The sequence below is a fragment of the Phaeobacter sp. JH20_26 genome (assembly GCF_048056275.1).
GTDB classification, from domain to species: Bacteria; Pseudomonadota; Alphaproteobacteria; order Rhodobacterales; family Rhodobacteraceae; genus Phaeobacter; species Phaeobacter bryozoorum.
In genome coordinates this window covers 553,365-579,187 of sequence record NZ_JAYMWL010000013.1, presented here as the reverse complement: position 1 = coordinate 579,187, position 25,823 = coordinate 553,365, and the positions used below count along the sequence as shown (strand labels likewise).

Annotated in this window: 26 protein-coding genes and 1 tRNA gene; 9 read left to right on the top strand and 18 right to left on the bottom strand. The window is 61.8% G+C overall.

Annotation, left to right across the window (positions count from 1 at the left end; all coding sequences use genetic code 11):
- Positions 1-42 precede the first annotated feature (42 nt).
- Positions 43-1,101: a TRAP transporter substrate-binding protein DctP gene (gene dctP, locus VWY60_RS08520; protein WP_416540282.1), complete on the top strand. Its 1,059-nt coding sequence runs from the start codon at positions 43-45 to the stop codon at positions 1,099-1,101.
- A gap of 59 nt (positions 1,102-1,160) precedes the next feature.
- Here dctP and VWY60_RS08515 read toward each other — a convergent pair whose 3' ends face one another.
- Positions 1,161-1,634 (bottom strand): tetratricopeptide repeat protein, encoded by a 474-nt coding sequence (locus VWY60_RS08515; protein ID WP_340546311.1) that lies wholly within the window; start codon positions 1,632-1,634, stop codon positions 1,161-1,163.
- A gap of 48 nt (positions 1,635-1,682) precedes the next feature.
- On the opposite strand from VWY60_RS08515, the gene VWY60_RS08510 reads away from it, so the two are divergent.
- The gene (locus tag VWY60_RS08510) at positions 1,683-3,005 is read left to right on the top strand and encodes a cytochrome-c peroxidase (protein ID WP_416540786.1); all 1,323 of its coding nucleotides are present in this window, start codon (positions 1,683-1,685) and stop codon (positions 3,003-3,005) included.
- 29 nt (positions 3,006-3,034) lie between these two features.
- On the opposite strand, the gene VWY60_RS08505 is transcribed toward VWY60_RS08510, so the two are convergent.
- From VWY60_RS08505 to VWY60_RS08465, 9 genes are all read right to left on the bottom strand, one after another.
- Positions 3,035-4,504, bottom strand: coding sequence for a mannitol dehydrogenase family protein (locus tag VWY60_RS08505; RefSeq protein ID WP_416540281.1), 1,470 nt, complete (start codon positions 4,502-4,504; stop codon positions 3,035-3,037).
- A gap of 29 nt (positions 4,505-4,533) precedes the next feature.
- Positions 4,534-5,307 carry an L-iditol 2-dehydrogenase gene (locus VWY60_RS08500; protein WP_416538657.1) on the bottom strand — a complete coding sequence of 258 codons (774 nt, stop codon included), beginning with the start codon at positions 5,305-5,307 and terminating at the stop codon, positions 4,534-4,536.
- A complete protein-coding gene (locus VWY60_RS08495) occupies positions 5,304-6,308 on the bottom strand; it encodes an ABC transporter ATP-binding protein (RefSeq protein ID WP_416536116.1) in 1,005 nt (334 codons plus the stop codon). Before VWY60_RS08495 ends, VWY60_RS08500 begins: the two co-directional genes overlap by 4 nt.
- Before the next feature lie 12 nt (positions 6,309-6,320).
- Entirely contained in the window at positions 6,321-7,151 is an 831-nt protein-coding gene (locus VWY60_RS08490; protein WP_416540280.1) for a carbohydrate ABC transporter permease, read from the bottom strand.
- A 9-nt stretch (positions 7,152-7,160) separates the two neighbouring features.
- The gene (locus VWY60_RS08485; RefSeq protein WP_340545372.1) at positions 7,161-8,027 is read right to left on the bottom strand and encodes a carbohydrate ABC transporter permease; all 867 of its coding nucleotides are present in this window, start codon (positions 8,025-8,027) and stop codon (positions 7,161-7,163) included.
- 116 nt (positions 8,028-8,143) lie between these two features.
- Positions 8,144-9,445, bottom strand: a complete 1,302-nt coding sequence (locus tag VWY60_RS08480) for an ABC transporter substrate-binding protein (protein ID WP_416540279.1) — start codon at positions 9,443-9,445, stop codon at positions 8,144-8,146.
- A gap of 114 nt (positions 9,446-9,559) precedes the next feature.
- Complete coding sequence (locus VWY60_RS08475) at positions 9,560-10,591, bottom strand: LacI family DNA-binding transcriptional regulator (RefSeq protein WP_340545374.1); 1,032 nt, start codon at positions 10,589-10,591, stop codon at positions 9,560-9,562.
- Between the two features lie 192 nt (positions 10,592-10,783).
- A tRNA-Ile gene (locus tag VWY60_RS08470) sits at positions 10,784-10,859 on the bottom strand.
- Positions 10,860-10,893: 34 nt separating this feature from the next.
- Positions 10,894-11,829 carry a LysR family transcriptional regulator gene (locus VWY60_RS08465; protein WP_416540278.1) on the bottom strand — a complete coding sequence of 312 codons (936 nt, stop codon included), beginning with the start codon at positions 11,827-11,829 and terminating at the stop codon, positions 10,894-10,896.
- Between the two features lie 118 nt (positions 11,830-11,947).
- Between VWY60_RS08465 and VWY60_RS08460 the strand changes: the two genes are divergently transcribed.
- The 3 genes from VWY60_RS08460 to purN all read left to right on the top strand — a co-directional run bounded on the left by VWY60_RS08460 (position 11,948) and on the right by purN (position 14,688).
- Positions 11,948-12,925 carry an MBL fold metallo-hydrolase gene (locus tag VWY60_RS08460; RefSeq protein WP_416540277.1) on the top strand — a complete coding sequence of 326 codons (978 nt, stop codon included), beginning with the start codon at positions 11,948-11,950 and terminating at the stop codon, positions 12,923-12,925.
- A 123-nt stretch (positions 12,926-13,048) separates the two neighbouring features.
- Entirely contained in the window at positions 13,049-14,095 is a 1,047-nt protein-coding gene (purM, locus tag VWY60_RS08455; RefSeq protein WP_416540276.1) for a phosphoribosylformylglycinamidine cyclo-ligase, read from the top strand.
- A complete protein-coding gene (purN, locus tag VWY60_RS08450) occupies positions 14,092-14,688 on the top strand; it encodes a phosphoribosylglycinamide formyltransferase (RefSeq protein WP_340545378.1) in 597 nt (198 codons plus the stop codon). Before purM ends, purN begins: the two co-directional genes overlap by 4 nt.
- A gap of 29 nt (positions 14,689-14,717) precedes the next feature.
- On the opposite strand, the gene VWY60_RS08445 is transcribed toward purN, so the two are convergent.
- A complete protein-coding gene (locus VWY60_RS08445; RefSeq protein ID WP_416540275.1) occupies positions 14,718-14,912 on the bottom strand; it encodes a hypothetical protein in 195 nt (64 codons plus the stop codon).
- Between the two features lie 229 nt (positions 14,913-15,141).
- Here VWY60_RS08445 and rnd point away from each other — a divergent pair, with 229 nt between their 5' ends.
- A complete protein-coding gene (gene rnd, locus VWY60_RS08440) occupies positions 15,142-16,299 on the top strand; it encodes a ribonuclease D (protein ID WP_416536108.1) in 1,158 nt (385 codons plus the stop codon).
- Between the two features lie 99 nt (positions 16,300-16,398).
- Here rnd and VWY60_RS08435 read toward each other — a convergent pair whose 3' ends face one another.
- Positions 16,399-16,923: a hypothetical protein gene (locus VWY60_RS08435; RefSeq protein ID WP_416540274.1), complete on the bottom strand. Its 525-nt coding sequence runs from the start codon at positions 16,921-16,923 to the stop codon at positions 16,399-16,401.
- A 163-nt stretch (positions 16,924-17,086) separates the two neighbouring features.
- On the opposite strand from VWY60_RS08435, the gene VWY60_RS08430 reads away from it, so the two are divergent.
- Complete coding sequence (locus tag VWY60_RS08430) at positions 17,087-17,497, top strand: SufE family protein (RefSeq protein ID WP_340545382.1); 411 nt, start codon at positions 17,087-17,089, stop codon at positions 17,495-17,497.
- Between the two features lie 33 nt (positions 17,498-17,530).
- Here the strand turns inward: VWY60_RS08430 and VWY60_RS08425 are convergent, their stop codons facing one another.
- Positions 17,531-18,241, bottom strand: coding sequence for a helix-turn-helix transcriptional regulator (locus VWY60_RS08425; RefSeq protein WP_416540273.1), 711 nt, complete (start codon positions 18,239-18,241; stop codon positions 17,531-17,533).
- Between the two features lie 95 nt (positions 18,242-18,336).
- Here VWY60_RS08425 and VWY60_RS08420 point away from each other — a divergent pair, with 95 nt between their 5' ends.
- The gene (locus VWY60_RS08420) at positions 18,337-18,966 is read left to right on the top strand and encodes a glutathione S-transferase family protein (protein WP_416540272.1); all 630 of its coding nucleotides are present in this window, start codon (positions 18,337-18,339) and stop codon (positions 18,964-18,966) included.
- Between the two features lie 46 nt (positions 18,967-19,012).
- On the opposite strand, the gene VWY60_RS08415 is transcribed toward VWY60_RS08420, so the two are convergent.
- Together VWY60_RS08415 and VWY60_RS08410 are read right to left on the bottom strand one after the other, a co-directional pair.
- Positions 19,013-19,738: a DUF1638 domain-containing protein gene (locus VWY60_RS08415; protein ID WP_416540271.1), complete on the bottom strand. Its 726-nt coding sequence runs from the start codon at positions 19,736-19,738 to the stop codon at positions 19,013-19,015.
- Position 19,739: 1 nt separating this feature from the next.
- Positions 19,740-20,441: a corrinoid protein gene (locus VWY60_RS08410; RefSeq protein WP_340545386.1), complete on the bottom strand. Its 702-nt coding sequence runs from the start codon at positions 20,439-20,441 to the stop codon at positions 19,740-19,742.
- A 222-nt stretch (positions 20,442-20,663) separates the two neighbouring features.
- Here VWY60_RS08410 and VWY60_RS08405 point away from each other — a divergent pair, with 222 nt between their 5' ends.
- Entirely contained in the window at positions 20,664-21,770 is a 1,107-nt protein-coding gene (locus VWY60_RS08405) for a PA0069 family radical SAM protein (RefSeq protein WP_416540270.1), read from the top strand.
- 86 nt (positions 21,771-21,856) lie between these two features.
- On the opposite strand, the gene bmt is transcribed toward VWY60_RS08405, so the two are convergent.
- The 3 genes from bmt to VWY60_RS08390 form a co-directional block, all read right to left on the bottom strand.
- Positions 21,857-22,873: a betaine--homocysteine S-methyltransferase gene (bmt, locus tag VWY60_RS08400; RefSeq protein WP_416536100.1), complete on the bottom strand. Its 1,017-nt coding sequence runs from the start codon at positions 22,871-22,873 to the stop codon at positions 21,857-21,859.
- 90 nt (positions 22,874-22,963) lie between these two features.
- Positions 22,964-25,120, bottom strand: coding sequence for a phosphatidylglycerol lysyltransferase domain-containing protein (locus tag VWY60_RS08395; protein WP_416540269.1), 2,157 nt, complete (start codon positions 25,118-25,120; stop codon positions 22,964-22,966).
- A 113-nt stretch (positions 25,121-25,233) separates the two neighbouring features.
- On the bottom strand, positions 25,234-25,551 hold the full coding sequence (locus tag VWY60_RS08390) for a DUF1476 domain-containing protein (protein WP_340545390.1): 318 nt from the start codon (positions 25,549-25,551) through the stop codon (positions 25,234-25,236).
- Positions 25,552-25,823 lie beyond the last annotated feature (272 nt).

The following is a 25,823-nucleotide window of genomic DNA, read 5'->3' as shown; positions in this document are numbered from 1 at the left end:
GACCCGATACCCAGAATAAAAGAGCAACAGGAGGAGACACGAATGCTCAGCAAAATGGTGAAGACACTGGCCCTGTCGGCCCTGATGGCAGGCACCGCACTGTCGGCCTACGCCGCAGACTACAAGATCCGCGCGACCGCCAATTCCAACGAGAATGACGAGGATTACGACGGTCTGGTCGTGTTCAAGAACTACGTCGAAGCGGCCTCCAATGGCGCAATCGAGGTTGAATTGTTCATCGGCACCCAGCTTTGCTCCAACGGGGCAGAATGCCTGCAAGGCGTCGCGGATGGTTCAATCGACATCTATATTTCCACCTCCGGCGGCGCGTCGGGGTTGTTCCCTTACGTCCAGGTGCTGGATCTGCCCTATCTGATGGCGGATGACCGGATTGCCGAACATGTGCTGTCGGGCGATTTCACCCGCACCATGCGCCGGATGGCACTGGAGGATTCCGGCGATGCGATCCGCCTGATGACCATTGGCAACACCGGCGGCTGGCGTAACTTCGCCAATACCAAACGCCGGGTCGCGGAACCTGCCGACATGGAAGGTCTGAAAATCCGAACGGTCGTCGCCGACCTGCCGCAGGAGCTGGTGAAGGCGCTCGGGGCCTCTCCGACACCGATCCCCTGGCCGGAGCTGTTTACCTCGTTCCAGACCGGCGTGGTCGAAGGCTCCAAGAACGGCATCACCGATATCATGGGCATGAAATTCCCCGACGCTGGCCTGCAATATGTGACGCTGGACGGACACGCCTATATGGGGGCGCTGTGGTGGATGTCGAACCAAACCTTCACGAATATGCCGGAAGACATGCGGCAGGTCGTGGTCGATGGCTTCTACGCGCTGCAACAGGCCACATTTGCCTCGCCCAAGCGCAAGTCGATCCAGGCCTATGAGGATTTTGTTGCCGGTGGCGGCGATCTCTATGTTCCGACGCCCGAACAGAAGGCGGCGTTCAAATCCGCAGCCGAGCCGGTCTATGACTGGTTCAAATCCAACGTGACGCGCGGCGATGAGATCTTTACCGCGCTGACCGATGCAGTCGCCAAGGCCGAAGCCGACGTCAACGCGGCCCGTGCCGCCGATCTGAACTGATCAGTAGGCTGCAACACCAACCGGCGGTGCGGGATCTAGCCGCGCCGCTGCCCCGTTGGCTAGCGAAACGGATACATCCAGACCTTATAGTCCGCGACCAGAACATGCGCTTTCTCGATCTCCGCAGGGGTCATTTTCTTGACCACTTCTTCAAGGCTGATCGCCGCATCGGGGTCACCGCCAATGGCCGACAGCGTGTACCACATATAGGCGCGCACCAAGTCGGGGGCGGGCAGCCCACGGCCGATTTCATAGTACCAACCGATACCCGATTGCGCGCCGGGGTGCCCTTTCATGGCGCTGCGCAGATACCATTCAAAGGCCCGCTGGTCGTCACGGTCAACACCCAGCCCCATGGCATACATCACCCCGATCAGCTCTTCAGCGTCTGCGTTGCCGGAGCGCGCCGCTGGCCAGAGCGCCTCGCGCGCAGCCGCAAATTCGCCGGCCTCCATCAGGTCGCGCGCCTGCTCGATTTCGGCCCGCGCGGGCAGCGGGACCAGCAGCGTCAGGCTGCTCGTGGACAGCGCCATCGCGGCCAGAACCGGTTTCCATCTCTTGCGCATGTGCTCTCCTGTGTTGTGCTGGCGTTTGGCCTTTTTGCGGGGTCGGCGGCTGCGACTGATCCGCGGTTTCCGCCGCCGCTGGGGGCAAGCGATTTTCTACCCGTAGACCCCGCAAAGGCCGAGTTGGGTCGGCTGCTATTTTACGACAAGATCCTGTCCGGGAACAGAAATATCAGCTGCGGAACCTGCCATCATCCGCGCCATGGCACCTCTGACGGGCTATCCTTAGGCCTTGGAGAAGGCGGCGAGGGGCTGGGCCGGGCGCGGGTTTCCACCAGGAGCAGCAACCGGGTGCAAAAACGCATCCCCCGCAATGCGCCCGCGCTCTGGAACCTCGGGGCAAAATCCATCCGGGTTCTGATGCACGACGGGCGGATCAGCGCGGATCCGGTCTATGGCAATGGCTTCAACACCCCGGCAGAGGAATGGCTGCCTGACGGGCTGCAATCCCTGCTGGCGGCGCAGGCGCTGTTTCCGATGACGTCCAGCGTGGAAATGGCCGGGAATGTCGGCGAGAATGAAATCATCGGTGCCAGCCGCGACCGGATTGATCTGGCCTGGCCGATCATTGCCAAACGCGTCCGCGGCCTGCCGACATATGCGGCGGGGTTTGTCGCCGCCTTTGATCACATCATGGCGCCTGAGGATGTGCAGATAACCGATATCGCGGAGGCTCTGGCCCAGTTCATGGTGCAGGATTTCACCTCGTTCGACAGCCCGTTTGATGCCTATCTGGCCGGGGATGCGACGGCGCTGACCGCGCAGCAAAAAGCCGGTGCCGATCTGTTTTTTGGCAGCGCCGGATGCAGCGGCTGCCATGCTGGGCCGCTGTTTTCGGATCAGAACTTCTACGCCCTTGGTCTGCCGGCCTTTGGCCCCGGTCGCGCGCGCCGCTTTGACCCCTACGTCCGGGATGTCGGTCGAATGGGAGAAAGCGACGATCTGTCAGATGCCTACCGCTTTCGCACGCCGATGCTGCGCAATGTGGAGCTGACCGCGCCTTATGGCCATAATGGCGCTTTTCCGACGCTTGACCGGATGATCCGGCATCACCTCGATCCAGTCGCAAGCCGTTCGGCGTGGACGCCTGACGATCTGCAATTGCCAGATGTGCCCTGGCTGGCCGCCACGGATTTTGTGGTACAGCAGGACCGGTTCGAGATGGCGCGACAGGCGCGCGCGCGGGATATCTATCTACGCCGGGACCTCAGCGATCAGGACATCGCAGCGCTGATCGCTTTCCTCACAGCACTCACCGGGGCAGAGGCCCGCGCCGAAACGTCATCAGTACCCGCATCCGTTCCAAGCGGCCTGCCCGTTGATGGGACCAACCGCTGACCGGTCCAGCATTCCGCAATAGGACATGTTCATGCCGGGCCGAGATAGGTGCGAAGTGCCGAACGACAGCCCTGCGCCGTTATGACCTGCATCCAGTGGGAAAACCGCTGAACGAAAGGCACCTCAACCGACAGATCCGCGTAGATCGCGCTCTGCTGTAGCCAGGCTTCCGGGGTGTGCTGTGCCCGTTCGGCGTGGGTATTACGGACCTCCCAGTCCGGATCGTTTGGCGGGATGAGACTGCCATCTTCACGAATGCCGGTACACATCCGCGCCCATAGCGCCTCGACAAGACATAAGCCATCAATCGCTCCGGCCTGCTGCACCGCATCGCGCAGGATGGGCAGCACAAAACCGGGATGGCGAGACGAGCCATCATAGGCCACCCGCCGCGTCGTGTCGCGGATCTCCGGGTTGGAAAACCGCGCCTCAATCAGGCTGAGGTAATCGCTCGGCGCCATGTCCGGGACGGCCGCGACATAGGGCAGGATTTCCTCCTGCTGGACCTTGCGAAAGAAGGCCGCCACCAAAGGGTCACCCATACAATCGGCGATGGTCGGGATCGACAATAGCTCGCCGACATTCGCCAGCACCTGATGCCCTGCGTTCAGCACGCGGATCTTCATGCTTTCATAACCGTGCACGTCATCGGTCATAATCGCACCAACTTGATCCCAATCGGGGCGGCCTGCGCAGAAATCATCCTCGATCACCCATTGGCGATAATTCTCATGGGTCACCGGGGCGCTGTCCTCAAGCCCGTATCCGCGCGCCAGTGCCACCTCTGCCGGGCCGGTGGCCGGAACGATGCAATCGACCATGGAGTTCGGAAAGGCTGCGTTCTGATCAATCCATGCCGCAAGCTCGGGATCGGTTTGTCGTGCCAGGGTGACAACGGCGGTGCGGGTGATCTGACCATTGCCCTGCAGATTGTCGCAGCTCTGCACGGTAAAGGCGGGCAGGCTGCGGCTTCTGCGCCGCCTCAGCGCTTCGACGATGGCGCCGAACACGCTGCGAGGATGGCCCGGATGGGCGATGTCGTGACGGATATCCTCATGTTTGAGGTCAAGCCCACCCTGCTGCGGGTCCAGATAATAGCCGCCTTCTGTCACCGTAAGCGATACGATCCTGATCGCGGGGCTCGCCATCGTCGTGATCAGGCTTGTGTTGCCCGCCTCCACGGGGAGAAAGTCGATCATCGGGCCGATCACTTCGGCCGAGCGCCCGGTGGGGTCGAGTTCGATCAAAGTTGTCAGGCAGTCCTGCGCAAGCAGCCGGTCGCGCATTCTGGCGTCGGCGGCGCGCACACCTGCTCCGATAATGCCCCAGTCCATCGCAAGACCGCGCTGCATCAGCGCGTGGAGATACCAGGCCTGATGTGCCCGGTGAAAATTCCCAAGCCCGATATGGACGATGCCGGGCGTGATCTGTGCCCGGTCGTAGCCGGGGCGCGCGATTGTTTGCGGCAATTGTGTCAGGGTGTCATTCGATAGTTTCATGGCCGCTGCCTCCCGCTTGTGTTCCCGCATCAGCTCATCCATTGACCGCCGTCGACATTGTAGGTCTGGGCGACGATATAATTGGCTTCGTCGCTTGCAAGAAAGACTGCCATTCCGGTCAAATCCGTTGCGGTGCCCATGCGGCCATAGGGAACGGATTGTGCCACTTCGGCCTTTTTCTGGCCGGGTGCCTTGTCTTCGTATCTGGCGAAGAAAGCATCGACACCATCCCAATGCTCGCCCTCGACCACGCCGGGCGCGATGGCGTTCACATTGATGCCATGCGAAATCAGGTTCAGTCCGGCAGATTGAGTGAGGCTGATCACCGCGGCCTTGGTTGCGCAGTAGACCGACACCAGCGGTTCTCCCCGGCGGCCGGCCTGGCTGGCCATGTTGATGATCTTGCCGCCATTGCCCTGCGCGATCATCTGCCTCGCGGCGGCCTGCATCATGAACAACGTGCCGGAGACATTGATATCAAAGGTGCGCTGATAGGCCTCCCGCGTGACCTCGACCAGCGGCGCCGCGGTGAACACGGCGGCATTGTTGATCAGGATATCCAGGCCTCCCAGCGCCTCCACCGTGCGGGCAAGCGCATGGTCAATGCTGGTCTGATCGGTGACATCAAGGTCGATGGCAATGGCGGCGTCGCCGAGACGCGCAGCGGTAGCCTCGGCGCGCGCATGATCGATATCGGCGATCACCACCCGTGCACCTTCGCGCAGATATGCTTCGGCAAAGGCTGCGCCGATGCCACGCGCGGCCCCGGTGATCAGGGCGCGTTTTCCAAGCAGCCGCATCATCCGATCCGCAGCCCGTCAGAGCCGAACCGATGCAGATGCGCCATATCGGGCGTCAGAAAAACGCGCGCTCCATAGCGAAGATCGAGTTCGCCCCCGGCACGAACAGTGAGCGGATCGTCAAAGGCCTCACATTGAACATGAAAAAACGTATCGGAGCCCAGATGCTCGGAAACGCCGATGGTTCCCTCCCACGATCCTTCGGTCTCGGAAATCGCGATGTGCTCGGGTCGAATGCCGATCGTTGCGGCATCCTGCGCCGCTGCCGCCGGTCCGGTCAGCAGGTTCATTCTGGGCGAGCCGATGAAGCCTGCCACAAATACATTGCGCGGTGCGCGATAGAGCTCCAGCGGGCTGCCGACCTGTTCGATGACCCCGGCATTCAGGACCACGATCTTGTCGGCCATGGTCATCGCCTCAACCTGATCATGGGTCACATAGACCATGGTTGTGGCAAGGCGCTTATGCAGTTCGGAGATTTCAAGACGCATCCCGACGCGCAGGGCGGCATCCAGATTGGACAGCGGTTCGTCGAACAGAAAGGCTGCGGGCTCACGCACGATGGCGCGACCGATGGCGACCCGCTGGCGCTGACCGCCGGACAGCTGCCCCGGTCGGCGATCCAGATAATCGGTGAGGTTCAGCGCCGCCGCGGCATTTTCAATGCGTCGCTTCTGCTCATCTGCGGGGATGCCCGCCATCTTCATCGGAAAGGCGATGTTCTTGCGCACTGTCATATGCGGGTAGAGCGCATAGGACTGAAATACCATCGCCAGCCCGCGTTTGGCCGGTGGAATGTCGGTGGCATCCTGCCCGTCGATGCGGATGGTGCCGGTGGTAATATCCTCAAGCCCAGCAATCAGCCGCAGCAGCGTGGACTTGCCGCAACCGGAGGGGCCGACAAAGACGGTGAATTCGCCATCTTCAATGGTCAGGTCCAGCGGCGGGATAACCTCAACGGAGCCAAAGCGCTTGGTCACGCGTTCAAGTTTGATCTGTCCCATGGGGTATCTTCCTTATTTCACGGCGCCGAAGGTCAGGCCGCTGACAAGTTGTTTCTGGCTGAACCAGCCAAGGATGAGGATCGGCGCGATGGCCATGGTCGAGGCGGCTGACAGTTTCGCGTAGAACAGGCCTTCCGGGCTGGAATAGCTGGCGATAAAGGCGGTCAGGGGGGCAGCCTGCGCCGCCGTCAGGTTCAGCGTCCAGAAGGCTTCGTTCCAGGCCAGGATAATATTCAGCAGCAGCGTGGACGCGATGCCGGGAATGCCCATGGGCGTTAGCACATAGAGGATCTCCTCCTTCAGGGTGGCGCCATCCATGCGCGCCGCCTCAAGGATTTCGCCGGGGATTTCCTTGAAGTAGGTGTAAAGCATCCAGACGATGATCGGCAGGTTGATCAGCATCAGCACCACAACCAGGCCAAAGCGGTTGTCCAGAAGACCCATTTTGATGAACAGGATATAGATCGGGTACAGCACGCCGACCGCTGGCAGCATCTTGGTCGAGAGCATCCACAGCAGGATATCCTTGGTCCGTTTCGAGGGTACGAAGGCCATCGACCAGGCGGCGGGAACGGCGATGACTATCCCCAATATGGTGGAGCCGCCGGCAATGATCACCGAGTTCCACAGAAAGCGCATATAGTCGGAGCGCTCCTGGACGATGCTGTAGTTCTCAAGCGTCCAGTCAAAGAACAGGAAGACGGGCGGATCGCTGATGGCCTGTGCCTCGGTCTTGAAGCTGGTCAGAATGGTCCAGAGGATTGGAAAGAAGATCAGCAACCCAACAGCCCAGGCCAGCGCAGTATTGATGGCTTTGCGTCTAGGTGTAACGGCTCGTGCCATGGTGGCCTCCTATGCGTCGAGGTTCTTGCCAACGATGCGCATCAGGAAGATGGCAACGATATTGGCGAGGATGATGGCGTAGACACCACCGGCGGACCCCAATCCGACGTTCTGGCTTTCCAGCACGCGTTGATAGATCAGATAGGTCAGCGTCTTGGTCCCGAACGAGCCTTGGGTGGTGACGAAGATCTCCGCGAAAATCGACAGGAGGAAAATGGTCTGGATCAGCACCACGACGGTAATCGCACGGCTGAGATGGGGCAGGGTGATATAACCGAAGCGTGCAACCGGCGGGGCGCCATCCATTTCAGCAGCCTCCAGCTGTTCGCTGTCCAGCGACTGGATCGCGGTCAGCAGGATCAGCGTGGCAAAGGGCAGCCACTGCCAGCTGACGATCAGGATTATGGATTGCAGCGAGGCCTCGGACAGCCATGACACCGGCTCGGCTCCGAAGGCCTTCCACAGGTGAGCAAAGAGACCGTTCACAGGATCCATGAACATGTTCTTCCAGACCAGCGCAGAGACCGTGGGCATCACGAAAAACGGCGCGATCACCAGAATGCGGACAATGCCCTGTCCCCACATCGGCTGATTGAGCAGCAGCGCGAGGCACACGCCGAGGATCACGGTGATGAGGAGCACTCCACCAACGATGATCAGCGTCGCCTGAACGCTTGGCCAGAACGAGCTGGAGGACAGGAACCGGACGTAGTTGTCAAATCCCACCCAGCCCAGATCGCCGCCACGCAGGGGCAGATATTTCTTGAAGGAAAAGTAGAGCGTCATCGTCAGCGGGACCAGCATCCAGCCCAGAAGCAGGATCACTGCGGGGGCCATCATGATGCGTGCTGCCGACCGGGAATGCTGGGTCGCCATGGCAAATCTCCATTCTCGCCGGGGGCTGAGGCCGTCGTGAGCAATATTGGCTTGTTAGTTCCGGGGGGGCAGAGGGCGGCCAGATCGTGGCGCCGCCCTCTGGGAGGGAGGAGGCGTCAGTACCCTGCCGCTTCCATTTCGTCTGCGGCCAGCGCCTGCGCCTTGGCCAGCGCCTCGTCAGCGGTCTGTTGCCCGGCGAGGGCCGCCGAGAACTCCTGGCCGACCTCGGTCGCAATGCCTGCGAACTCGGGGATTGCCGCAAACTGGATCCCAACATAGGGCACCGGATCAACCGTCGGATTGTTCGGATCCGCCGACAGGATGCTGTCCAGTGTCATCTTGGCAAAGGGGATATCCTTGTAGTTCGGGTTGTCATAGAGCGAGGTCCGCGCACCCGGCGGGACATTGGCCCAGCCTTCTTTCTCGGCGACCAGCTCTATATAGTCCTTCGAAGTGGCCCATTGGATGAATTCCTTTGCGGCGGCCTCCTTCTGTGTTCCTGCCGGAATGGCCAGCGCCCAGGCCCAGAGCCAGTTGCTGCGTTTGCCGAGCCCGGTATCCGGCGCGAGGGCAAAGCCGACTTTGTCCGCGACGGTGGAGTCATTCGGATTGGTCACGAAAGACGCCGCAACGGTGGCGTCGATCCACATGCCGCATTTGCCCTGCTGGAACAGCGAAAGGTTTTCGTTGAACCCGTTGCCCGATGCCCCGGGAGGGCCTGCGTCATTCATCAGGTCGATGTAGAAATTGAGCGTGTTCGACCAGGCATCACTGTCGAACTGAGGCACCCAGTTTTCATCGAACCAGCGCGCACCAAAGGAGTTGGACATCGCTGTAAGGAAGGCCGCATTCTCCCCCCAGCCGGCTTTGCCGCGCAGACAGATGCCATAGATTTCATTGTCCCTGTCGGTCATCTGACGTGCCGCATCGGCGACAAAGTCCCAGGTCGGTGCACTGGGCATTTCAAGACCGGCCTTTTCCATCAGGTCGGTGCGATACATGATCATGGAGCTTTCGCCGTAGAACGGCGCCGCATAAAGCGTGCCGTCATGGGACAGGCCACCCCGCATGGCGGGCAGGATATCGTCCACGTCATACTCGGCAGGCAGATCATCCAGAGGGACCAGCCAGCCGTTCTTGCCCCAGATCGGGGTTTCATACATGCCGATGGTCATGATGTCGAACTGACCGCCCTTTGCCGAGATGTCGGTGGTGACACGCTGCCGCAGCACGTTTTCCTCAAGCGTGACCCATTCCACCTCATGGCCGGTCTTGGCGGTAAAATCCTCTGTCAGCCCCTGCATTCGGATCATGTCGCCATTGTTCACGGTGGCGATTGTGATCGTATCGGAAAAGGCGGCGGTGCTGGCAAAAACGGTCAAGGCCGTTGCCGCATGCAATGCGCTCTTAAGGTACATCCTTATCCTCCCATGATTGGATGTTGCCACGTGAGGATACCGGAGAAGGTCATCGCGCGTCAATTTAAATTTAACGCGCGTAAAGTTTTGAAAGAGCTGGATGAATGGGAGTGCCTATGCGGATCCGCGCATGACCAGCTGTCCGTCAAACAGAATTTCCCGGCGGGGCGCCGCCGCCGCGCTGCCTTCGATTCGGGCCACCAGTGTTTCGGCACTGGTGCGGGCGATTGCGGTGTAATCCTGCGAAACGGTTGTCAGCGTCGGGCAGGTGTAGCGGGAAAACGGGTGGTCATCATGCCCTGCGATCCGCAGGGCGCAGCCATCCCCAAGGCCGACGCGCAACCCCTGCTGATAGGCAGCGGACAACAGCCCGATGGCAAGCCGGTCATTGCTGCACAAGATGGTATCGGTTTGCGGTCGCTGACCAGACAGCACCCGGGTGCCCTCGCGAAAGCCGATCTCTTCAAAATCCCAGCCGTCACCTTCGACCTGGATCAGCTCGGGCTCGTGACCCAGCTGTTGCATCGCGGAAATATAGGCGTTGCGCCGTTTCACCGCATTGGGGTTCGTCGGCGTCTTCATCTCGAAAAAGGCTGGCGCATCACCAGTACGGCACAGATACTCCACGATCGTGCCGATACTCTGTTGATTGTTCGAGCCGATGAAGGCGGCACCGGTCTCTTCCAGATTGGCATCAAACAGGACGGTCGGCACCTCTTCGCAGAACTGCCGGATCTGCGGGACCTCGGACCCGCGCCCAAGGGGCGCCAGCAGCGCACCGGCGGGTTTGAGCATACGCAGATTGGTCAGGTTCTCCAATTCCTGTGACGGCGTGCCGTTTGATCCCAGCAGTACCGGCCGATAGCCTGCGGCGATGACATGATCTTCGATATGGCCGGCGATCTTGGCAAAGAACGGATCGGTGAGATTTGGAACCACGATGCCGATGGTCTTGGTCAGCCGCCGGTTCTGGTTCATCGCATAGAGATTGGGCCGGTAGTCGAATTTCTCCAGCGCATCTTCAATCCGCTTGCGCGTCGAGGTGCGAACGCTGGCCGGATCGTTGAAGAACTTCGACAGCGTCGGGCGGGAGATGCCGCTAACGGCCGCGAATTCATCCATGTTCTTGATCTTGGGATCACTCATCAGTCGCGGTCCTTGTTGTCGTCCTTGGGCGTACGGAGAGGGGGCGTCCGGGGGCATTCTTGCGGTCTGAATGCCAGCGCCCGTCGCCGCGGTGCGCCGCGTAGGATGTGGACTGTGTCACGCAAGTTGACGCGCGTCAAATTCCTTGCGGGTGCTCCGGCAGTGGTATCACCCTGGTCTGTAGCGGAGGAATGGTAGGCCCGGCAGGATTCGAACCTGCAACCAAAGCGTTATGAGCGCTCTGCTCTAACCGTTGAGCTACAGGCCCGCCACAGGTTGGTTAGGAAATGGGGCAGCCAAGGTCAAGCGGTGATTGCAGAGAGCGCCGGTGTTTCCGCCGCTTGGGGCCGCAGCAGGGCGTCCAGCCGTGCCACGGTGTGTTCGATGGTCAGGTCCCGGCGGCGGTCTGGCGTGCGGCGCGACGGGTAGACGGCAAACACGTCCTTCAAAGGGGCTTCAAAGCCGGGAAGAACCTGTTCGTATTCCCCGCTGGCCAGCTGATCCTCCACCATGAAACGGGGCGCGCGGGTATAGCCAGAGCCGCCGCTGACGGCGCGCATGATCAGGTCGGGGTCATCGGCGGTGAACCCCACCTGCACCGGCGCCGGGAACTCCTGCCCGCCGCGGCGCAGCGGAAAGAAGCCGCGGGTCTGATCCTCGTGGTGCTGAATGAACTTGAGCCGTTTCAGCTCCTCTGGCGTTTGCGGGCGACCTTCGCGGTCCAGATAGTCCGGGGTGGCAAACAGCACTGTTTCCAGAGTGGAGATCTTGCGTCCAAAACCGTCTGTGTCGCCCAGCCTCCCGGTGCGGATCGCAAGGTCGTAGCCTTCGCGCACCACATGGACCAGCCGGTCCTCCAGCCGCATCACGATATTCAGGTCCGGGTGTTCGCGGTTCAGATCCAAAAGCATCGGCCCGATCACACTGCGCCCCAGAAAGGAGTTCACGCTGATGCGGAAGGTGCCGGAGACGCTGCCTTCCAGGGCGTCCACTTCGGCTGTCATGCGGTTGTAGCCGGACAGCAGGGCCTGCGCATGGCTGAACACCAGATCGCCTGCGCGGGTGGCGTGAATGCCCTTGGCGGTGCGGTGCAGCAATTGCTGGCCCATCAGCGCCTCTAGTTGCTTGATCTGCTGACTAACTGCAGACTGGGTAATGCCGCGGCGCTGGGCAGTGCGGTTCAGGCTGCCTTCGTCCAGGGCGATGGTGAAGGTTTCCAGCAGGGTCAGTTTGTCCATGGGGGCCTATAAGAGTTGCTAATAACAGTTATCGGTGCTGCCGGGCTGCAAGCCGTGAAATTACGACCTTAAGTCCGGTGCACGGGAATATTTCCTGAAACAGATATTGGAGTTTCTTATGACAATCAATCGTAGGGCATTTCTGGGCGGGCTGGTAGCGGCCCCCGCGGCAGTGGCAACCGGGTTCGCGGGCGGCAGCTGGGCTTGGGCGGCAGAAGGGGCTGTAACGGCGAGCCCGGTTATCCACGCATTCACACTTGGGGATGCCAGAATCACGGTATTGCTGGATGGCCACTTGCCGCTGGGGACGCAGCTCTTCAACGACTACGATGCTGCCAAGGCCGAAACCGTCCTGGCACAGGGCCTGCACCGGCTTCAGAACGATGCGTTGCAGATCGCCGTCAACGGCTACCTGGTGGAGCGGGGCGGGAAGAAGCTGTTGATCGACACCGGCACCGCGCAGCTGATGGGGCCGGGGCTGGGGGCGCTGGGTGCCGGACTGGCCGCAGCGGGCGTCGCGCCGGAGAGTATTGATACTGTACTCTTGACCCATATCCACCCGGATCATTCCGGCGGGCTGATCACGCCCGACGGTGCTGCGGCCTTTGCCAGTGCTGAGCTGGTCGTGGCGCAGCGGGAATGGGATTTCTGGCATGACGATGCCATCATGGCGGGCGTACCGCAAAGCAACCGCGGTTTCTTTGAAATGGCGCGCCGCACGGTTGCCCCCTATGCGGACCGCCTGCGCCTCCTACAGGGCGAGGGCGAGGCCGCGCCTGGCTTCACCGCGCTGGAACTGCCGGGCCATACGCCGGGCCATACCGGCTTCATGCTGGATGCGGGCGGCGAGGGGTTGCTGTTCTGGGGTGACCTGATCCACAGCGCCGCGCTGCAGTTCGCGCTGCCGGAGTGGACCATCGCCTTTGACACCGATCCGGCCCAGACCGCTCAGACACGGCGGCGGATGATGGACCGGGCGGCGGCGGACAACCTGCTGGTCACTGGCGCGCATCTCGACTTCCCGGCGCTGGGCCGGGTGCTGCGGCAGGGGGACGCCTTTGCCTATCAGGCAGCGCCTTGGCAGTTTGGCATCTGAGACAGCTGTCCCGTCTTGAACAACAGCCTGCTGCGCCGTCCGGGATGGCGCAGCGGATTCCCTAGTTCCCTTCTGATGCGCCTTGCGCTAAAGGCTGCCCAACGTCTTTGAAGGAGCACTGAGATGACCAGCGGCAAGAACGGTTTGACCTACGCGGACGCGGGGGTGGATATTGATGCAGGCAACGCTTTGGTGGACCGCATCAAGCCCGCCGCGAAACGGACCAACCGTTCTGGCGTGATGAGCGGCCTTGGCGGCTTTGGCGCGCTGTTCGATCTGAAGGACGCAGGCTACAGCGACCCCATTCTGGTTGGCGCCACCGATGGTGTCGGCACCAAACTGCGGATTGCCATCGACACCGGTGTGGTGGATGGCGTTGGCATCGACCTGGTGGCGATGTGCGTCAACGATCTGGTCTGCCAGGGTGCTGAGCCGCTGTTTTTCCTCGACTATTTCGCAACCGGCAAGCTGGAAACCGACGTGGCGGCCCGCATCATCGAAGGTATCGCCGAGGGCTGCGTGCGCTCTGGCTGTGCGCTGATCGGCGGTGAGACGGCCGAAATGCCAGGCATGTACCCCGCAGGGGATTTCGACCTGGCCGGCTTTGCGGTGGGCGCAATGGAACGCGGCAGCGCGCTGCCTGCCGACGTGCAAGAAGGCGACGTGCTTCTGGGGTTGGCCTCTGACGGCGTGCACTCCAACGGTTACTCGCTGGTGCGCAAGCTGGTTGACGTCTCCGGCCTCGGCTGGGACGCGGACTGCCCCTTCGGCGAGGGCACGCTGGGTGCGGCGCTGCTGACGCCGACCCGTCTCTATGTAAAACAATGCCTGGCTGCGGTGCGGGCGGGCGGCGTTCATGCGCTGGCTCATATCACCGGCGGTGGTCTGACCGAAAACCTGCCGCGTGTCCTGCCCGAGGATCTGGGCGCTGACATCGACCTGAATGCCTGGGACTTGCCGCCCGTGTTCAAATGGATGGCCGAGACTGGCGGTATTGCCGAGGCAGAGATGCTGAAGACCTTCAACTGCGGCATTGGCATGATCCTGTCTGTCTCTGCCGACCGCGCGGATGAACTGGTGAAGGTGCTGGAAACCGAGGGCGAGACCGTCTCGCGTCTGGGCACCGTCACAGCAGGCGCCGGTATGCGCTATTCGGGCAAGCTGCTGTGAGCCACAAGAAGGTCGCGATCCTGATTTCGGGCGGCGGCTCCAACATGGTGTCGCTGGTCGAAAGCATGACCGGCGATCATCCGGCGCGGCCCTGTCTGGTCTTGTCCAACATCGCCAGTGCCGGTGGCCTGACGAAGGCTGCCGCCGCAGGCATTCCAACTGCGGTGGTGGACCACAAACCCTATGGCAAGGATCGCGCCGCATTTGAGGCGGAACTGGTCAAGCCGATCCTTGCCTCCGGCGCGGATATCGTCTGTCTCGCGGGGTTCATGCGCGTTCTGACTGATGGTTTTGTATCGCAGTTTCAGGGGCGGATGCTGAATATTCACCCCTCGCTGCTGCCGAAATACACCGGTCTCAACACCCATGCACGGGCACTCGCGGCGGGCGACCGCCAGCATGGCTGCACCGTACATGAGGTGACGGCCGTGCTCGACGACGGGCCGATCCTGGGGCAGGCGCGGGTCGATGTCGCTGCTGACGACACGCCGGAGAGCCTGGCCGCAAAAGTTCTGGTGCAGGAGCATCAGCTCTATCCGGCCGTGTTGCGTCGCTATGCCGCCGGAGATCGCACGCCAGTCTATCTGCCCTGACGATCTGCCCCGACGACTATCTTCCCGGTCTAATTGCTCGGTTCTGGCATAGGCAGTGTCGCGCTGTTGCCATGCCAGTCCGGCGTCGCCCCCTGTGGTGACGGGGCCATCAGGGCGGGCAGGCCAAGCACCAGGACAAGCGCCACTGCTGCCAGGCTGGCGGCGGACAACCCGGGGCAGGCGAGGGCAAGGCGGCTGGTTTCACAGGGGGTCAGGGCGGTCATCGGTCATGCTCCTTTTTGGCTATATGACCAACCTAGCCATCCGTTAGGTATTCCGAAAATGAATGTTTGATTGCCCTGTCATCACGTAAATTGAACACTTTCAGCGACTGTGCGCCTGCTACATCACGGCGGGGCTGAAATCCTCTGGCCCCCTCTGCACATGTTTGCATTGACCGGGACAAGCGCGTATCACGGCCCAATAATTCAGATAAAGAAAAAGCCGTAATTGATGAAAACTCTGACCTCTACCGAAGAACTGCAGGCCTTCTGCGAAGCTGCAGCGCAGCACGCCTATGTCACGGTGGATACCGAGTTTCTGCGTGAACGGACATATTATTCCAAGCTCTGCCTGATTCAGCTGGCCTTCTCCGGTGACGGAGAGACTGACGCCGTTCTGGTTGATCCGCTGGCTGACGGGATTTCTCTGGAACCGCTCTATGCGTTGTTTCGCAACGAGAATGTGGTCAAGGTGTTCCATGCCGCGCGGCAGGATCTGGAAATCTTCTGGGTTGACGCGCAGGTCTTTCCCAAGCCGCTGTTTGACACGCAGGTCGCGGCGATGGTCTGCGGCTTTGGCGAACAGGTGGGCTATGAGACACTGGTGCGCAAGATCGCCAAACAGGGGGTCGACAAGACTTCGCGGTTTACCGACTGGTCGCGTCGCCCGCTGAGCGAGGCGCAGAAAACCTATGCGCTGGCGGATGTGACCCATCTGCGCCAGATCTACGAACATCTCGCGGCCGAGCTGCAGCGCACCGAACGCGCCCATTGGGTGGCTGAAGAGCTGCAGGTGCTCACCGATCCGGCGACCTATGATGTCGACCCGCAAGAGGCGTGGCGGCGCGTGAAAACCCGCACCAACTCCGGCAAGTTCCTTGCAATCGTGCGCGAGCTGGCGGCTTTTCGCGAGAGCTACGCCAAGACCAACAATGTCCCGCGCAACCGTGTGTTCAAGGATGACGCCTTGGTAGAGCTGGCCTCGACCAAGCCGAAGAACAGCTCAGACCTCGGCAATTCGCGGTTGCTGCTGCGCGAGGCCCGCAAGGGCGCAATCGCCGAAGGCATCCTTCAGGCGGTTGCCAAGGGTGTGAACTGCCCGGCGGGATCACAGCCGCAACCGGATCGCAGCCGTGAGAAAATGCAGGTGAATCCGGCGCTCGCCGATCTGCTGCGGGTGCTTCTGAAGGCCAAGACCGAGGCCTCCGGTGTTGCGGCCAAGTTGATTGCCCCCAGCTCCGATCTGGACGCCATCGCGGCCGGTCAGCGCGATGTTCCCGCGCTTAATGGCTGGCGTCACGAGGTGTTTGGCGCCGATGCGCTACGTCTCTGCAACGGCGAGATCGCGCTGGCTGCAAAGGGGCAATACGTGAAGGTTGTAACCCTCTGATCGCTGCCCGATCACGTCGCCGGGGCACCGGAACATAAAACAATAAAGGCGCCTGTTGCAGGCGCCTTTTGCATATTCAGCCTATGTTGGGCGTGAACCTCAGCGGCGGCTTTCGCGTGCGTTCTGTGCGGCGACAACCCGGATGCTGCGTACGCTGGCAAGCTCCTGCTTGCTGAGGCTGAAAGCAGCGCGCAAGGTCCGGGTGCGGTCGCTGCCGACAGCCGTCCGATACTCGGGGTAGGTGGCGCGGAATGTGAAATCCAGCGTGTCGTCACGGGTGCGCACGTCGCGATCGGCCTCGTCCAGGCGCAGCTCGACCCCATAGGCGCCCTGCCGCGCGGCAATGCCGGTAGCATAGACGATTGCGCCGGTTGGCGTGCGTTCCACCCGCATCTCGCTGACGCTTTGCACCAGCACGCTGCTGTCCACCGCATCGGGGCGGGCAAAGACGCTGACGCGGGTCTTCACCGGGATCAGCGGATTGACCGGCTCACCGCTGGTCTCCTGCACCTCGACCTCATCGGAGCCGCCAAACCAGTTCAACGGGTTCACCCGCGAATCGCGAAACCCACAGCCAGATAGCGCCACGGCTCCAATCAGGAGGAGTGCGAGAGATCGTTGCATGATGGTTCACCCGTTCGATATGTCCTCGCATGTGGTTACCCGATTGCAAGCCACTTGAAAAGCAGTTGAAAAGCCATTGTTTGCGCCTTAGGTCCAGCGGTGCCGGTGGTTGCGTCGATCAGCGCAGGGCACCGGGCCGCAAAACCAGACGAGGAACACCCCCATGGCCAGTGCCGCCTTTGAAGAGATTGTCGAAGATTTCGAGTTTCTCGACGATTGGGAAGATCGCTACCGCCATGTCATCGAACAGGGCAAGGCGATGGATCCGCTGGAAGACGCGCTGAAGGTGCCCGCAACCAAGGTTGACGGCTGCGCCAGTCAGGTCTGGCTGCATCCCACCATCGAAAACGGTGTGTTCCACTTCGACGGTGAAAGCGACGCAATGATCGTGCGCGGGCTGATCGCGGTGTTGCGTGCGCTGTATAACGGCCTCTCCCTTGAGGAGGTGCTGGCGGTCGACGCGCGGGCCGAACTGGCGCGGCTGGGTCTCAATGATCATCTGTCGGCGCAGCGTTCAAACGGGCTGACTGCCATGGTCCAGCGCATTCGCGAAACGGCAGCGGCGGCCGTCTGATCCAGCGGGCCGGTCCCGGGTGATCATCGCCCGTCATCGGGCCGCGCCTTCGCCACCGCGATCCCGCGAATGAAGGTGGTCAATGAACGTACGCAGCAGGGTGACACGCCGGGGGCGAAAGCTTTCTCCGGTCTTGCTGTAACCATCAATCCGGGTCACATGGAAACTGCGGAAGTCCTCGCGTTTGCAGCACCAGGCCAGCAGCATCACGCTGCGGTCGTGATAGGACGGCGCCAGCGGATAGATCCGCCGCGTGGTCCGGGCGTCTTTCAGGTCGCGATAACCTATATCCAGCGCCTCCTCCGCCCACATCGCTTCGCGCAGGAGGGTCATGTCAATGGTGGGTTTGGCCGGTGCATAATAGCGATGGACCAGATTGACCGCATGCATGGCCTGCCGCTGCTGGCGTTCGGGCAATGTTGCGAGGATCTTGACCAGCGCATCTGTCGCTGCCTTCGCCAGATCGGGGTCGCCGCGCTGATTCACATCCGACAGCCCAAGGGTCAGCGCTTCCAGCTCGATCTGGGAAAAGGTCTGCGGCGGCAGCGCCGGATCTTCGGTCATCGTATAACCCAGCCCCGCCTCTCCCTCGATCCGCGCCCCTGCCGCGCGCAGGCTGTCGATGTCACGGTAGATCGTACGCTCCGACACCTCCATCGCGGCGGCAAGCCGGGCCGCCGTGACCGGCGGGCGCAACCCCCGGATCAGATGCAGCAGACGAAAAAGGCGATCTGTTTTAGGCATGGGTCCATCTATCCGCAAGCATCCTGACAGAATTTGGCAGGAGGGTAGTCGCATATCACTACCATCAGCAACATAACAAATGGAAAGTCATTGAAATGCCGACGCTTTATCATTGCCCCAACAGCCGCTCCTCTCGTGTCATTGCGCAGCTTATGCTCATCAGTAAACTGGATGCGGTCGAGGTCGTTCCCGTCAGCGTAGAGCGCTTTGATGGCACCGGTCGCCGTGATCCACGCAATCCTCATCCCGAGGGGAAAGTCCCCTATCTGGTCACCGATGAGGGGCAGGGTGTCCGCGAGAGCGCTGCCATCATGATGTATCTGGATGAGCTGTACGGTCAGCCGCTCAGCCCCAAGATAGGCACGCCGGATCGTGGCCGCTATCTCAGCTGGATGACCTACGCCGGCGGCGTGCTGGATCCGGTTCTGGTGGCGGCCTTCTCAGGCTTGGATCATCCGGCCATCAACGGGGCATATCGCGGTTTGGCTGAAGTCTGCACGGCGCTGGAAACAGCCCTGGCCGAAGGTGACTTCCTGCTGGGCGATACGCTCTGCCTCGCCGATATCCTGTTGGCGTCGCCATTTCAGTGGGCGCCGCATCTGATGCCCGACAGCGCCGTGATCAAGGCCTGGGTGGAGCGGGTCAGCGCCGCGCAGGACGGTCAGGCCATCGCGGCCTACGAGGCCGAAACAACCGCGCAGTTGAGCGCGCTGGAAGACGCCTGAGCGGGTCAGGGCAGCCACCCATTCCGATAAATCTGCGGCGCGCGGTCTAATCGCGCGCCATCTTATCGCTCCAGGCCAGCACCGCGGTTTTCAGATCCCCATACCCGGTGTGGCGATGTTCAAACGCCAGCCCCATGCGCTTGGCGCAGAGTTCGGCTTTCTCAACCAGTGCCGGATCATCGATCTGCGACTGGTAAACCAGCTTGGTGTAGTTGCCGAACACCATGTCCCGCAGTTCCGGGTGCTTATCCAATCCCATCGGCCGCCAGACAAAGGCGTCGAATTGCTTCACCAGAAAATCCGTCAGGTAAAAGGCGGTGATCTCTCCGGCCTCGCCATGGGCGGTAAATTGGTCGTTGCCTTCGAAGAACGAATAGCAATGCGGGCCGGCAATCATCTCGACACCGAGCTCGGCGCATTTGCGCTCCAGCGCGCCCCCCGTACCGCAATCGGCATAGACGACATAGATGCTGTCATAGACGCGGGAATGTTTGGCGACGGCCCCGTCCACCGCATCAACAATCTGTTCAGGGTAAAGGTGCAGCTTGGCCGGCAGGCAGGTGAGATCAATGTGATCAAGCCCGTTGGCATCTTTGATAGCCAGAATTTCCCGGGCCAGCGCACCGCAGGCAATCAACAGGATACGGCCCGTTTTTCTCAAAGGTGCGGCCAGGCCCCGCTCGGTGAGGGAGGTTTCCTCAAGCGACCGCCCGGTGGGCGGTTGGAACGCCGCCCGCTCAGTCAGGCGGGCGGCGCGTCCTTTGCGTGCCAAATCAGGCGCTCATCTGGTTGTGCTTGCGCGCAACGAAGTCCTTCGCCATTTCCACGGCCACAGCCGCGTCACGGCAATAGCCATCTGCGCCAATTGCCTTGCCGAATTCTTCGTTCAGCGGCGCGCCGCCGACCAGAACGATGTAATCGTCGCGTTTGCCCTGTTCGATCATCGTGTCGATCACGACCTTCATATAGGGCATCGTGGTGGTCAGCAGGGCCGACATGCCGAGGATGTCCGGCTTGTGCTCTTCCAGAGCTTCCAGATAGTTCTCGACCGGGTTGTTGATGCCGATGTCCACCACCTCGAAACCGGCACCTTCCATCATCATGGAGACGAGGTTCTTGCCGATGTCGTGAATGTCGCCCTTCACGGTGCCGATCACCATGGAGCCCATGCGCGGTGCGCCGGTTTCCGCCAGCAGCGGCTTCAGGATGGCCATGCCGCCCTTCATCGCGTTGGCCGCCAGCAGCACCTCAGGCACAAACAGGATGCCGTCGCGGAAGTCGGCGCCCACGATGGTCATGCCACCTACCAGCGCCTCGGTCAGGATCCGGTAGGGTGCCCAACCGCGCTCGAGCAGAATATTGACACTCTCTTCGATCTCTTCCTTGAGGCCGTCATAGAGGTCATCGAACATCTGCTGGACGAGTTCCTCGTCATTGAGATCTGCCAGGATGATGTCATCTGCGTCTTCCGACATGGGTGTATTCCTTGACTGGGCGGGGTGACCCCGGTTTGGCCTCGTTTAACTCGTATTGGTCCAGATTGACCCCAAGAGACTGCATTGTTTGCGACGTTGCCTTGGTCCGAACCGACGTATAGGCGCAAAAATGGCGGAATAATAATGAAGATTTCGCATGGAAATCTTCGGTTTCTTGCGTTTGTTCTTTATTTGTTCTCAACTTTGCGGCAAGATGCCCCAATGACCGAGATCTTGCCACCACCGCCACAACGTCGCAAAGCCCGCGCCAGCCTCAGCAATGCGGCAGGGCGGTTTGATTTGGCGCGAGATGCCATTGATGACGGTTGGGGAGGGCTGCAGGATTCGCGTGATGACGGCGATGATGGCGGCGCGCCGAGGATCGAAACCGATATCCGGCATGAGGTGGCGCGCTCGTTGATTTCCTATAATAAATCGCCCGATCTGCCATTTGATCGCTCGATCAACACCTACCGCGGCTGTGAACATGGCTGCATCTATTGCTTTGCCCGTCCCAGCCATGCCTATCTGGGGCTGTCGCCGGGATTGGATTTCGAAACCCGGCTGATCGCGCGCCCCAATGCCGCCGAGGTGTTGCGCCGCGAACTGTCGCAGCCGCGCTACAAGGTGGCGCCGATTGCCATCGGGACCAATACCGATCCCTACCAGCCGTGTGAGCGTGATCTCGGGCTGACCCGCGCCTGTCTGGAGGTGCTGGATCAGTTCTCTCATCCGGTCGCCATCGTCACCAAGGGGACCCTGATTGAGCGGGATCTTGATATTCTGTCGGCCATGGCCGGGCGTGGCCTTGTGCGGGTTGGCATCTCCGTCACCACATTGGATGCGGAGCTGTCGCGCCGCATGGAGCCGCGCGCGCCGACGCCCGCCCGTCGCCTCGCGACCATCCGGCGCCTGTCTGAGGCGGGTGTCCCGGTGCGGATCATGACCTCGCCCGTCGTGCCGGGGCTGACCGACCATGAGCTGGAGGCGCTGCTGGCCGCCGGGGCCGATGCCGGCGCCGATGCGGCAAGCTGGATCATGCTGCGGCTGCCGCGTGACGTGTCGGAGCTCTGGCAGGAATGGCTGGCGGAGCATGTGCCGCTGCGCGCCGAAAAAGTCATGGCACGGCTGCGCGAAATGCACGGAGGGCGAGACTATGACCCGCGCTGGGGGCATCGTATGCGTGGCGAGGGGCCTTATGCGGCGGTGATCGCCAACCGGTTCAATGCCGCGTGCAAACGGCTGGGCCTTGCGCAGCGCGCGCCTCAGCTGCGCTGTGATCTCTTTGCAAAACCGGCACAGGCCGGGGATCAGCTGGCGCTGTTCTAAAAGTCGTCGCAGGGCCGCGAAGGTGATCGCCCGAAGCCATCCTGATACCGCTTCGGGCTGAAAACGCAATGCCGGTCGGGCGGGTGTTACCCGCGCCTGCGGCCGCGACGGCTGCGCCGTTCGGGCGCGTTATCCTCGCCGGTGCCATCGCTGTCTGAGCTGAACGGCCCGAGGATCTGGACAATCTGCTCCAGCGTCGGCTGCTCGCCGCGAGGGCGGGTATCCAGTGCCTCGCGCATGGCGCGCAGATGATCGGGCATGGTGCCACAGCAGCCGCCAATGATCTTGGCGCCGCAATCGCGCGCCATGGCGGCATATTCGCCCATCAGGGCTGGCGTGCCGTCATAATGGATGTGACCATCGACATATTTGGGAATGCCCGCGTTGCCCTTGGAAATGATCGGGCGGCTGGTGCCCTGCGCAGCAAAGCCAAGCACGGTGCGCAGAATATCCGAGGCACCGGTGCCGCAGTTGGCGCCAAACGCCAGCGGTGCCGGATCAAACTCCTCGACCAGCTCCGCCATGTCGGATGAGGTCACGCCCATCATGGTGCGCCCTGCGGTGTCAAAGCTCATGGTGCCGCACCAGGGCATATCCGCGAGTTTGAACGCCTCCGCCGCGGCGCGAAATTCCTCGGGCGCGGAGATCGTCTCCAGCCACAGAACATCAACGCCGCCTTCCTTCAGGGCCTCGGCCTGTTCATGGAACATCTCGACGGCCAGCGCGTGGCTCAATTCGCCCACCGGCTGCATGATTTCGCCGGTCGGGCCAACGGATCCGGCCACCGCGATCTTGCGCTCGGAGCGATCGGCGACATTGCGACCCAGCTCTGCGCCGGCAATGTTCAGCTCCCGCACACGGCGCTGCGCGTCGTGCAGCTTCAGCCGGGCTGCGGTGCCGCCAAAGGTGTTGGTCAGAAACAGGTCGCTGCCTGCATCGACCGATCCCTGATAAAGCGCGGTGATCTTCTTGGGTTCGTCCACATTCCACAGTTCAGGCGCGTCACCGGATTGCAGTCCCATATTGAACAGATTGGTACCAGTGGCCCCATCGGCAAGCAGGGCGTCCTTGGTTTCCAGCAGGGTTGTGAAAGTATTTGTCATGGGATGTTCCTGTGGGGTGATGTCGGTTGTTTGGGCCGCGGCTCGCCGCTATCGGCACCTGGGGTCGGCTTGTGTCAATGGCCCGGTCTGTCATGCGCGGCGGGTGAGGGCAATTTCATTTTCTTCATCTTCATTATGAAGGCGATCACCATCGGGCGGCGGATCATCGCGATCTGCCGCGTCGGACCATCTGCCCGAGGCCTGCCTTCGGGCCGCGCGGGCAGCTGCTGCGCGGCGCTCGAATTTGCGCCACAGGCTCTCTTCGGTCCGGGCGTTTGTGTCGGCAACGCTGCCGTTCAGCCGCTCGCCATCCGGTCCACGGTCGCCATCGCGCGGTGCTGTGTCGCCGCTGCCATCGGTTTCGGTCGATCTGGGCCAATGGGGCAGCGGCGCAGGATGATGGACCAGCCGCAGCAGTTCGCCAAGGGCGATGAGCATGTGCAGGAATGTGGGCGCGGCCACATAGCGATCTTCCCACGTCGGGGCAAAGCTGGTCTTGAAGCGGCGCAAGCCGGGATCCAGGCGCTTGGCAAAACGATGATCGGGCACCGCGGCGAGTGACAGTCGCGAAACGCCGCTCTCCGCCGCCGCAGCAAGCGCCGCGCTGATCAGCGCGTGGCCGGTGCCATCGGGGGCATCGGGCAGCAGGCGCACCAGATCGAGGCACCATTCATGTGCGATGGCGTGAAAGCTGACAAAGCCGACCATGCGCTTGTCATGCCAGGCGATAAACACCTGCTGCTGTGCCAGATATTCTGCCTGAAACCGTCCCATCGTCGTGCCCTTGGCTTGTCCGTGGGTGGACTGCCAGGCGACATCGATGGCTTTCATCTGTTCAATCGGCAGCTCGGCGGCTGCGGGCAGGGCGCAGACGCCCGCCTTTTCGGCCTGCCGGAGTTTGCGTCGCAGCTGCCGCCGGCTTGAGCCTGTTTCGCTGAAGGTCGCGGGGTGAAGCACCGCCTCCTGAGCAATCCGAAGCACCCGCCAGCTGGCACGGCGACACTCAACCGCCTCGCGGGCCGTGCACTTATAGAGGCAGGCAACGGCATTGCGGTGTTTGGCATGGTGGTGAAGGCCCGGAAGAAGTTCGCTTAGATGACCGCTCACCGCACCAAAGAGCGCGATTGAGGCCTGCGGGCTGTCCAGCAGCGCCACCTGATTGAAGCCAAAAGCATGCAGATGTCCGCCATTCTGCTGGATCACGGCGGTTTCGGCGACAGGACGGATCTGCGGCAGCTGTGCGGCTGGGCGCATCCGACTGCCGCTGAGGGCATGCATGTCTTCGGGACCAGAGAGCTCAGCGTCGGGCGCATTGCTTGCCAATCGTCGTGGCAGTTCGGCCAGCGCAGGCCACCCGAGGCAGATCCCGCCAATGATCGCCGGCAGCAGGTAGTAGACCAGACGAAACCCGAGGATAGCCGCGATAACTTCGGGGGTGATATCTGCGGGCAACATCGCGCAAAGCGCCAGTTCGAATGCACCGGCGCCGCCGGGCGCCGAGGAAAGGATCGCAGCGCCAAGCGCCAGAAAATAGGCGGGCAACATTGCAGCAAGAGACAGCTCGACAGAGGCAGGCAGCAGCAGCCACAGCGCTGTGCCAGCTGCCACCACGTCGATCATGGCCCAGAACCCAAGCGCGGAAATCGCCATCAGCGAGGGCCAGCGCAGGGTCATCCGGCCGATCCGCACCACCGGCACCGCCACCATGGCAGCGGTCATGGCGAAAGTTGCAAGGAGAATAGCCGATCCCAGCCATGGGCTGGACACCGGGGGTGGGCTCAGGATCAGGGCACCGCCACAGATACCCGCCAGTGCAATCAGGAAGGTGATGGCGACCATTCCGGTCAGCTGGGCTGCACGGATCGGGCGCAGCCCCGTCAGCATGCGCCAGCGGGCAAAGGCGCCGGTGACCAGACCAAACCCAAGGGTTTGCGACACCGCGATGGCAATCATACCGGCGCGCCGCGCCTGCGGGCCATCCAGCCCGGTCCCGAGGTGCCTGTGCGCAACGCTGTCATAGCGGCCCAGAGCCCAGAAGCTTACCGCGGTGGCCATCAGCGCAGCGCCCCATTGCCACGGCGCAAGAGAGCGCAATATCCCGCGCAGTTCCGCCAGATCGGGCAGCGCCACATGGGCCTGCAGCAATGCCAGACAGCCGATCATGACGGCGACAGGCAGCATCAGGCGCAGACCGCGTGCGGCAGTCCGCGCAAAGATGCGGGCGGCAGGGGGCAGTAGGCTGGGCATCAGCATCCTTGTGTCAAATGGCAGGTCGCCATCCGACACGCTACACCTGATGGATTGTCACCCGGTTAATGCCAGTCCCATCGCTGCCGGTTCTGCGTGAAATGCGCGTAAAATCATGCGCTGTCGTTCAGAACCTGGTCCTTGGCCTCCGGCAGCAGGGCGGCCCGCTTCTGGCGTACCTCATCCGCGGTGGCCCGACCTTCCAGATCAGCACTGACCTTGCGCAGCACATCTTCAAACCCCGGTTCCTCGAAATCGGATTTGATCACCTCATGCGCATAGGCCTCGGCATCAGCGCCGGTTTTGCCCAGCAGCCCAGCGGCCCACAACCCGAGCATCTTGTTGCAGCGGGCCTGCGCCTTGAACTGCATTTCCTCGTCATGGGCGTATTTCGCTTCAAAGGCGTGTTCGCGGTCGTCGAAAGTGGTCATGGATCCTCCCTCAGGGCGATAAGTGTCGTAGATCATTGTGATATGTGGATGGCGCGCGGCGCCAACAAGAGGCGGGCGGGGCAATTGATCCCAGAATCCGAGTGGCTCCCCGACCACGCCGGGCCATCATAGCACAGCAAGCCCGCAGGGACGAAAAGCCCGTCTCCCCAATCGTGATTGCGGGCGGGCCGGGACCAAGCTTGCGGCACGGCCCCCCTTGCCGTATGAGGGCGACAGTTCCCGGGCATGAGATTCCCGCTTTTTTCCCGAAA

Bases quoted from the DNA above. Each gene is read 5' to 3' on its own strand.
- dctP (WP_416540282.1), top strand. From the start codon at position 43: ATGCTCAGCAAAATGGTGAAGACACTGGCCCTGTCGGCCCTGATGGCA.
- VWY60_RS08515 (WP_340546311.1), bottom strand. From the start codon at position 1,634: ATGGCGCTGTCCACGAGCAGCCTGACGCTGCTGGTCCCGCTGCCCGCG.
- VWY60_RS08505 (WP_416540281.1), bottom strand. From the start codon at position 4,504: ATGAAACTATCGAATGACACCCTGACACAATTGCCGCAAACAATCGCG.
- VWY60_RS08500 (WP_416538657.1), bottom strand. From the start codon at position 5,307: ATGATGCGGCTGCTTGGAAAACGCGCCCTGATCACCGGGGCCGCGCGT.
- VWY60_RS08495 (WP_416536116.1), bottom strand. From the start codon at position 6,308: ATGGGACAGATCAAACTTGAACGCGTGACCAAGCGCTTTGGCTCCGTT.
- VWY60_RS08490 (WP_416540280.1), bottom strand. From the start codon at position 7,151: ATGGCACGAGCCGTTACACCTAGACGCAAAGCCATCAATACTGCGCTG.
- VWY60_RS08485 (WP_340545372.1), bottom strand. From the start codon at position 8,027: ATGGCGACCCAGCATTCCCGGTCGGCAGCACGCATCATGATGGCCCCC.
- VWY60_RS08480 (WP_416540279.1), bottom strand. From the start codon at position 9,445: ATGTACCTTAAGAGCGCATTGCATGCGGCAACGGCCTTGACCGTTTTT.
- VWY60_RS08475 (WP_340545374.1), bottom strand. From the start codon at position 10,591: ATGAGTGATCCCAAGATCAAGAACATGGATGAATTCGCGGCCGTTAGC.
- VWY60_RS08465 (WP_416540278.1), bottom strand. From the start codon at position 11,829: ATGGACAAACTGACCCTGCTGGAAACCTTCACCATCGCCCTGGACGAA.
- VWY60_RS08460 (WP_416540277.1), top strand. From the start codon at position 11,948: ATGACAATCAATCGTAGGGCATTTCTGGGCGGGCTGGTAGCGGCCCCC.
- purM (WP_416540276.1), top strand. From the start codon at position 13,049: ATGACCAGCGGCAAGAACGGTTTGACCTACGCGGACGCGGGGGTGGAT.
- VWY60_RS08445 (WP_416540275.1), bottom strand. From the start codon at position 14,912: ATGACCGCCCTGACCCCCTGTGAAACCAGCCGCCTTGCCCTCGCCTGC.
- rnd (WP_416536108.1), top strand. From the start codon at position 15,142: ATGAAAACTCTGACCTCTACCGAAGAACTGCAGGCCTTCTGCGAAGCT.
- VWY60_RS08435 (WP_416540274.1), bottom strand. From the start codon at position 16,923: ATGCAACGATCTCTCGCACTCCTCCTGATTGGAGCCGTGGCGCTATCT.
- VWY60_RS08430 (WP_340545382.1), top strand. From the start codon at position 17,087: ATGGCCAGTGCCGCCTTTGAAGAGATTGTCGAAGATTTCGAGTTTCTC.
- VWY60_RS08425 (WP_416540273.1), bottom strand. From the start codon at position 18,241: ATGCCTAAAACAGATCGCCTTTTTCGTCTGCTGCATCTGATCCGGGGG.
- VWY60_RS08420 (WP_416540272.1), top strand. From the start codon at position 18,337: ATGCCGACGCTTTATCATTGCCCCAACAGCCGCTCCTCTCGTGTCATT.
- VWY60_RS08410 (WP_340545386.1), bottom strand. From the start codon at position 20,441: ATGTCGGAAGACGCAGATGACATCATCCTGGCAGATCTCAATGACGAG.
- VWY60_RS08405 (WP_416540270.1), top strand. From the start codon at position 20,664: ATGACCGAGATCTTGCCACCACCGCCACAACGTCGCAAAGCCCGCGCC.
- bmt (WP_416536100.1), bottom strand. From the start codon at position 22,873: ATGACAAATACTTTCACAACCCTGCTGGAAACCAAGGACGCCCTGCTT.
- VWY60_RS08395 (WP_416540269.1), bottom strand. From the start codon at position 25,120: ATGCCCAGCCTACTGCCCCCTGCCGCCCGCATCTTTGCGCGGACTGCC.
- VWY60_RS08390 (WP_340545390.1), bottom strand. From the start codon at position 25,551: ATGACCACTTTCGACGACCGCGAACACGCCTTTGAAGCGAAATACGCC.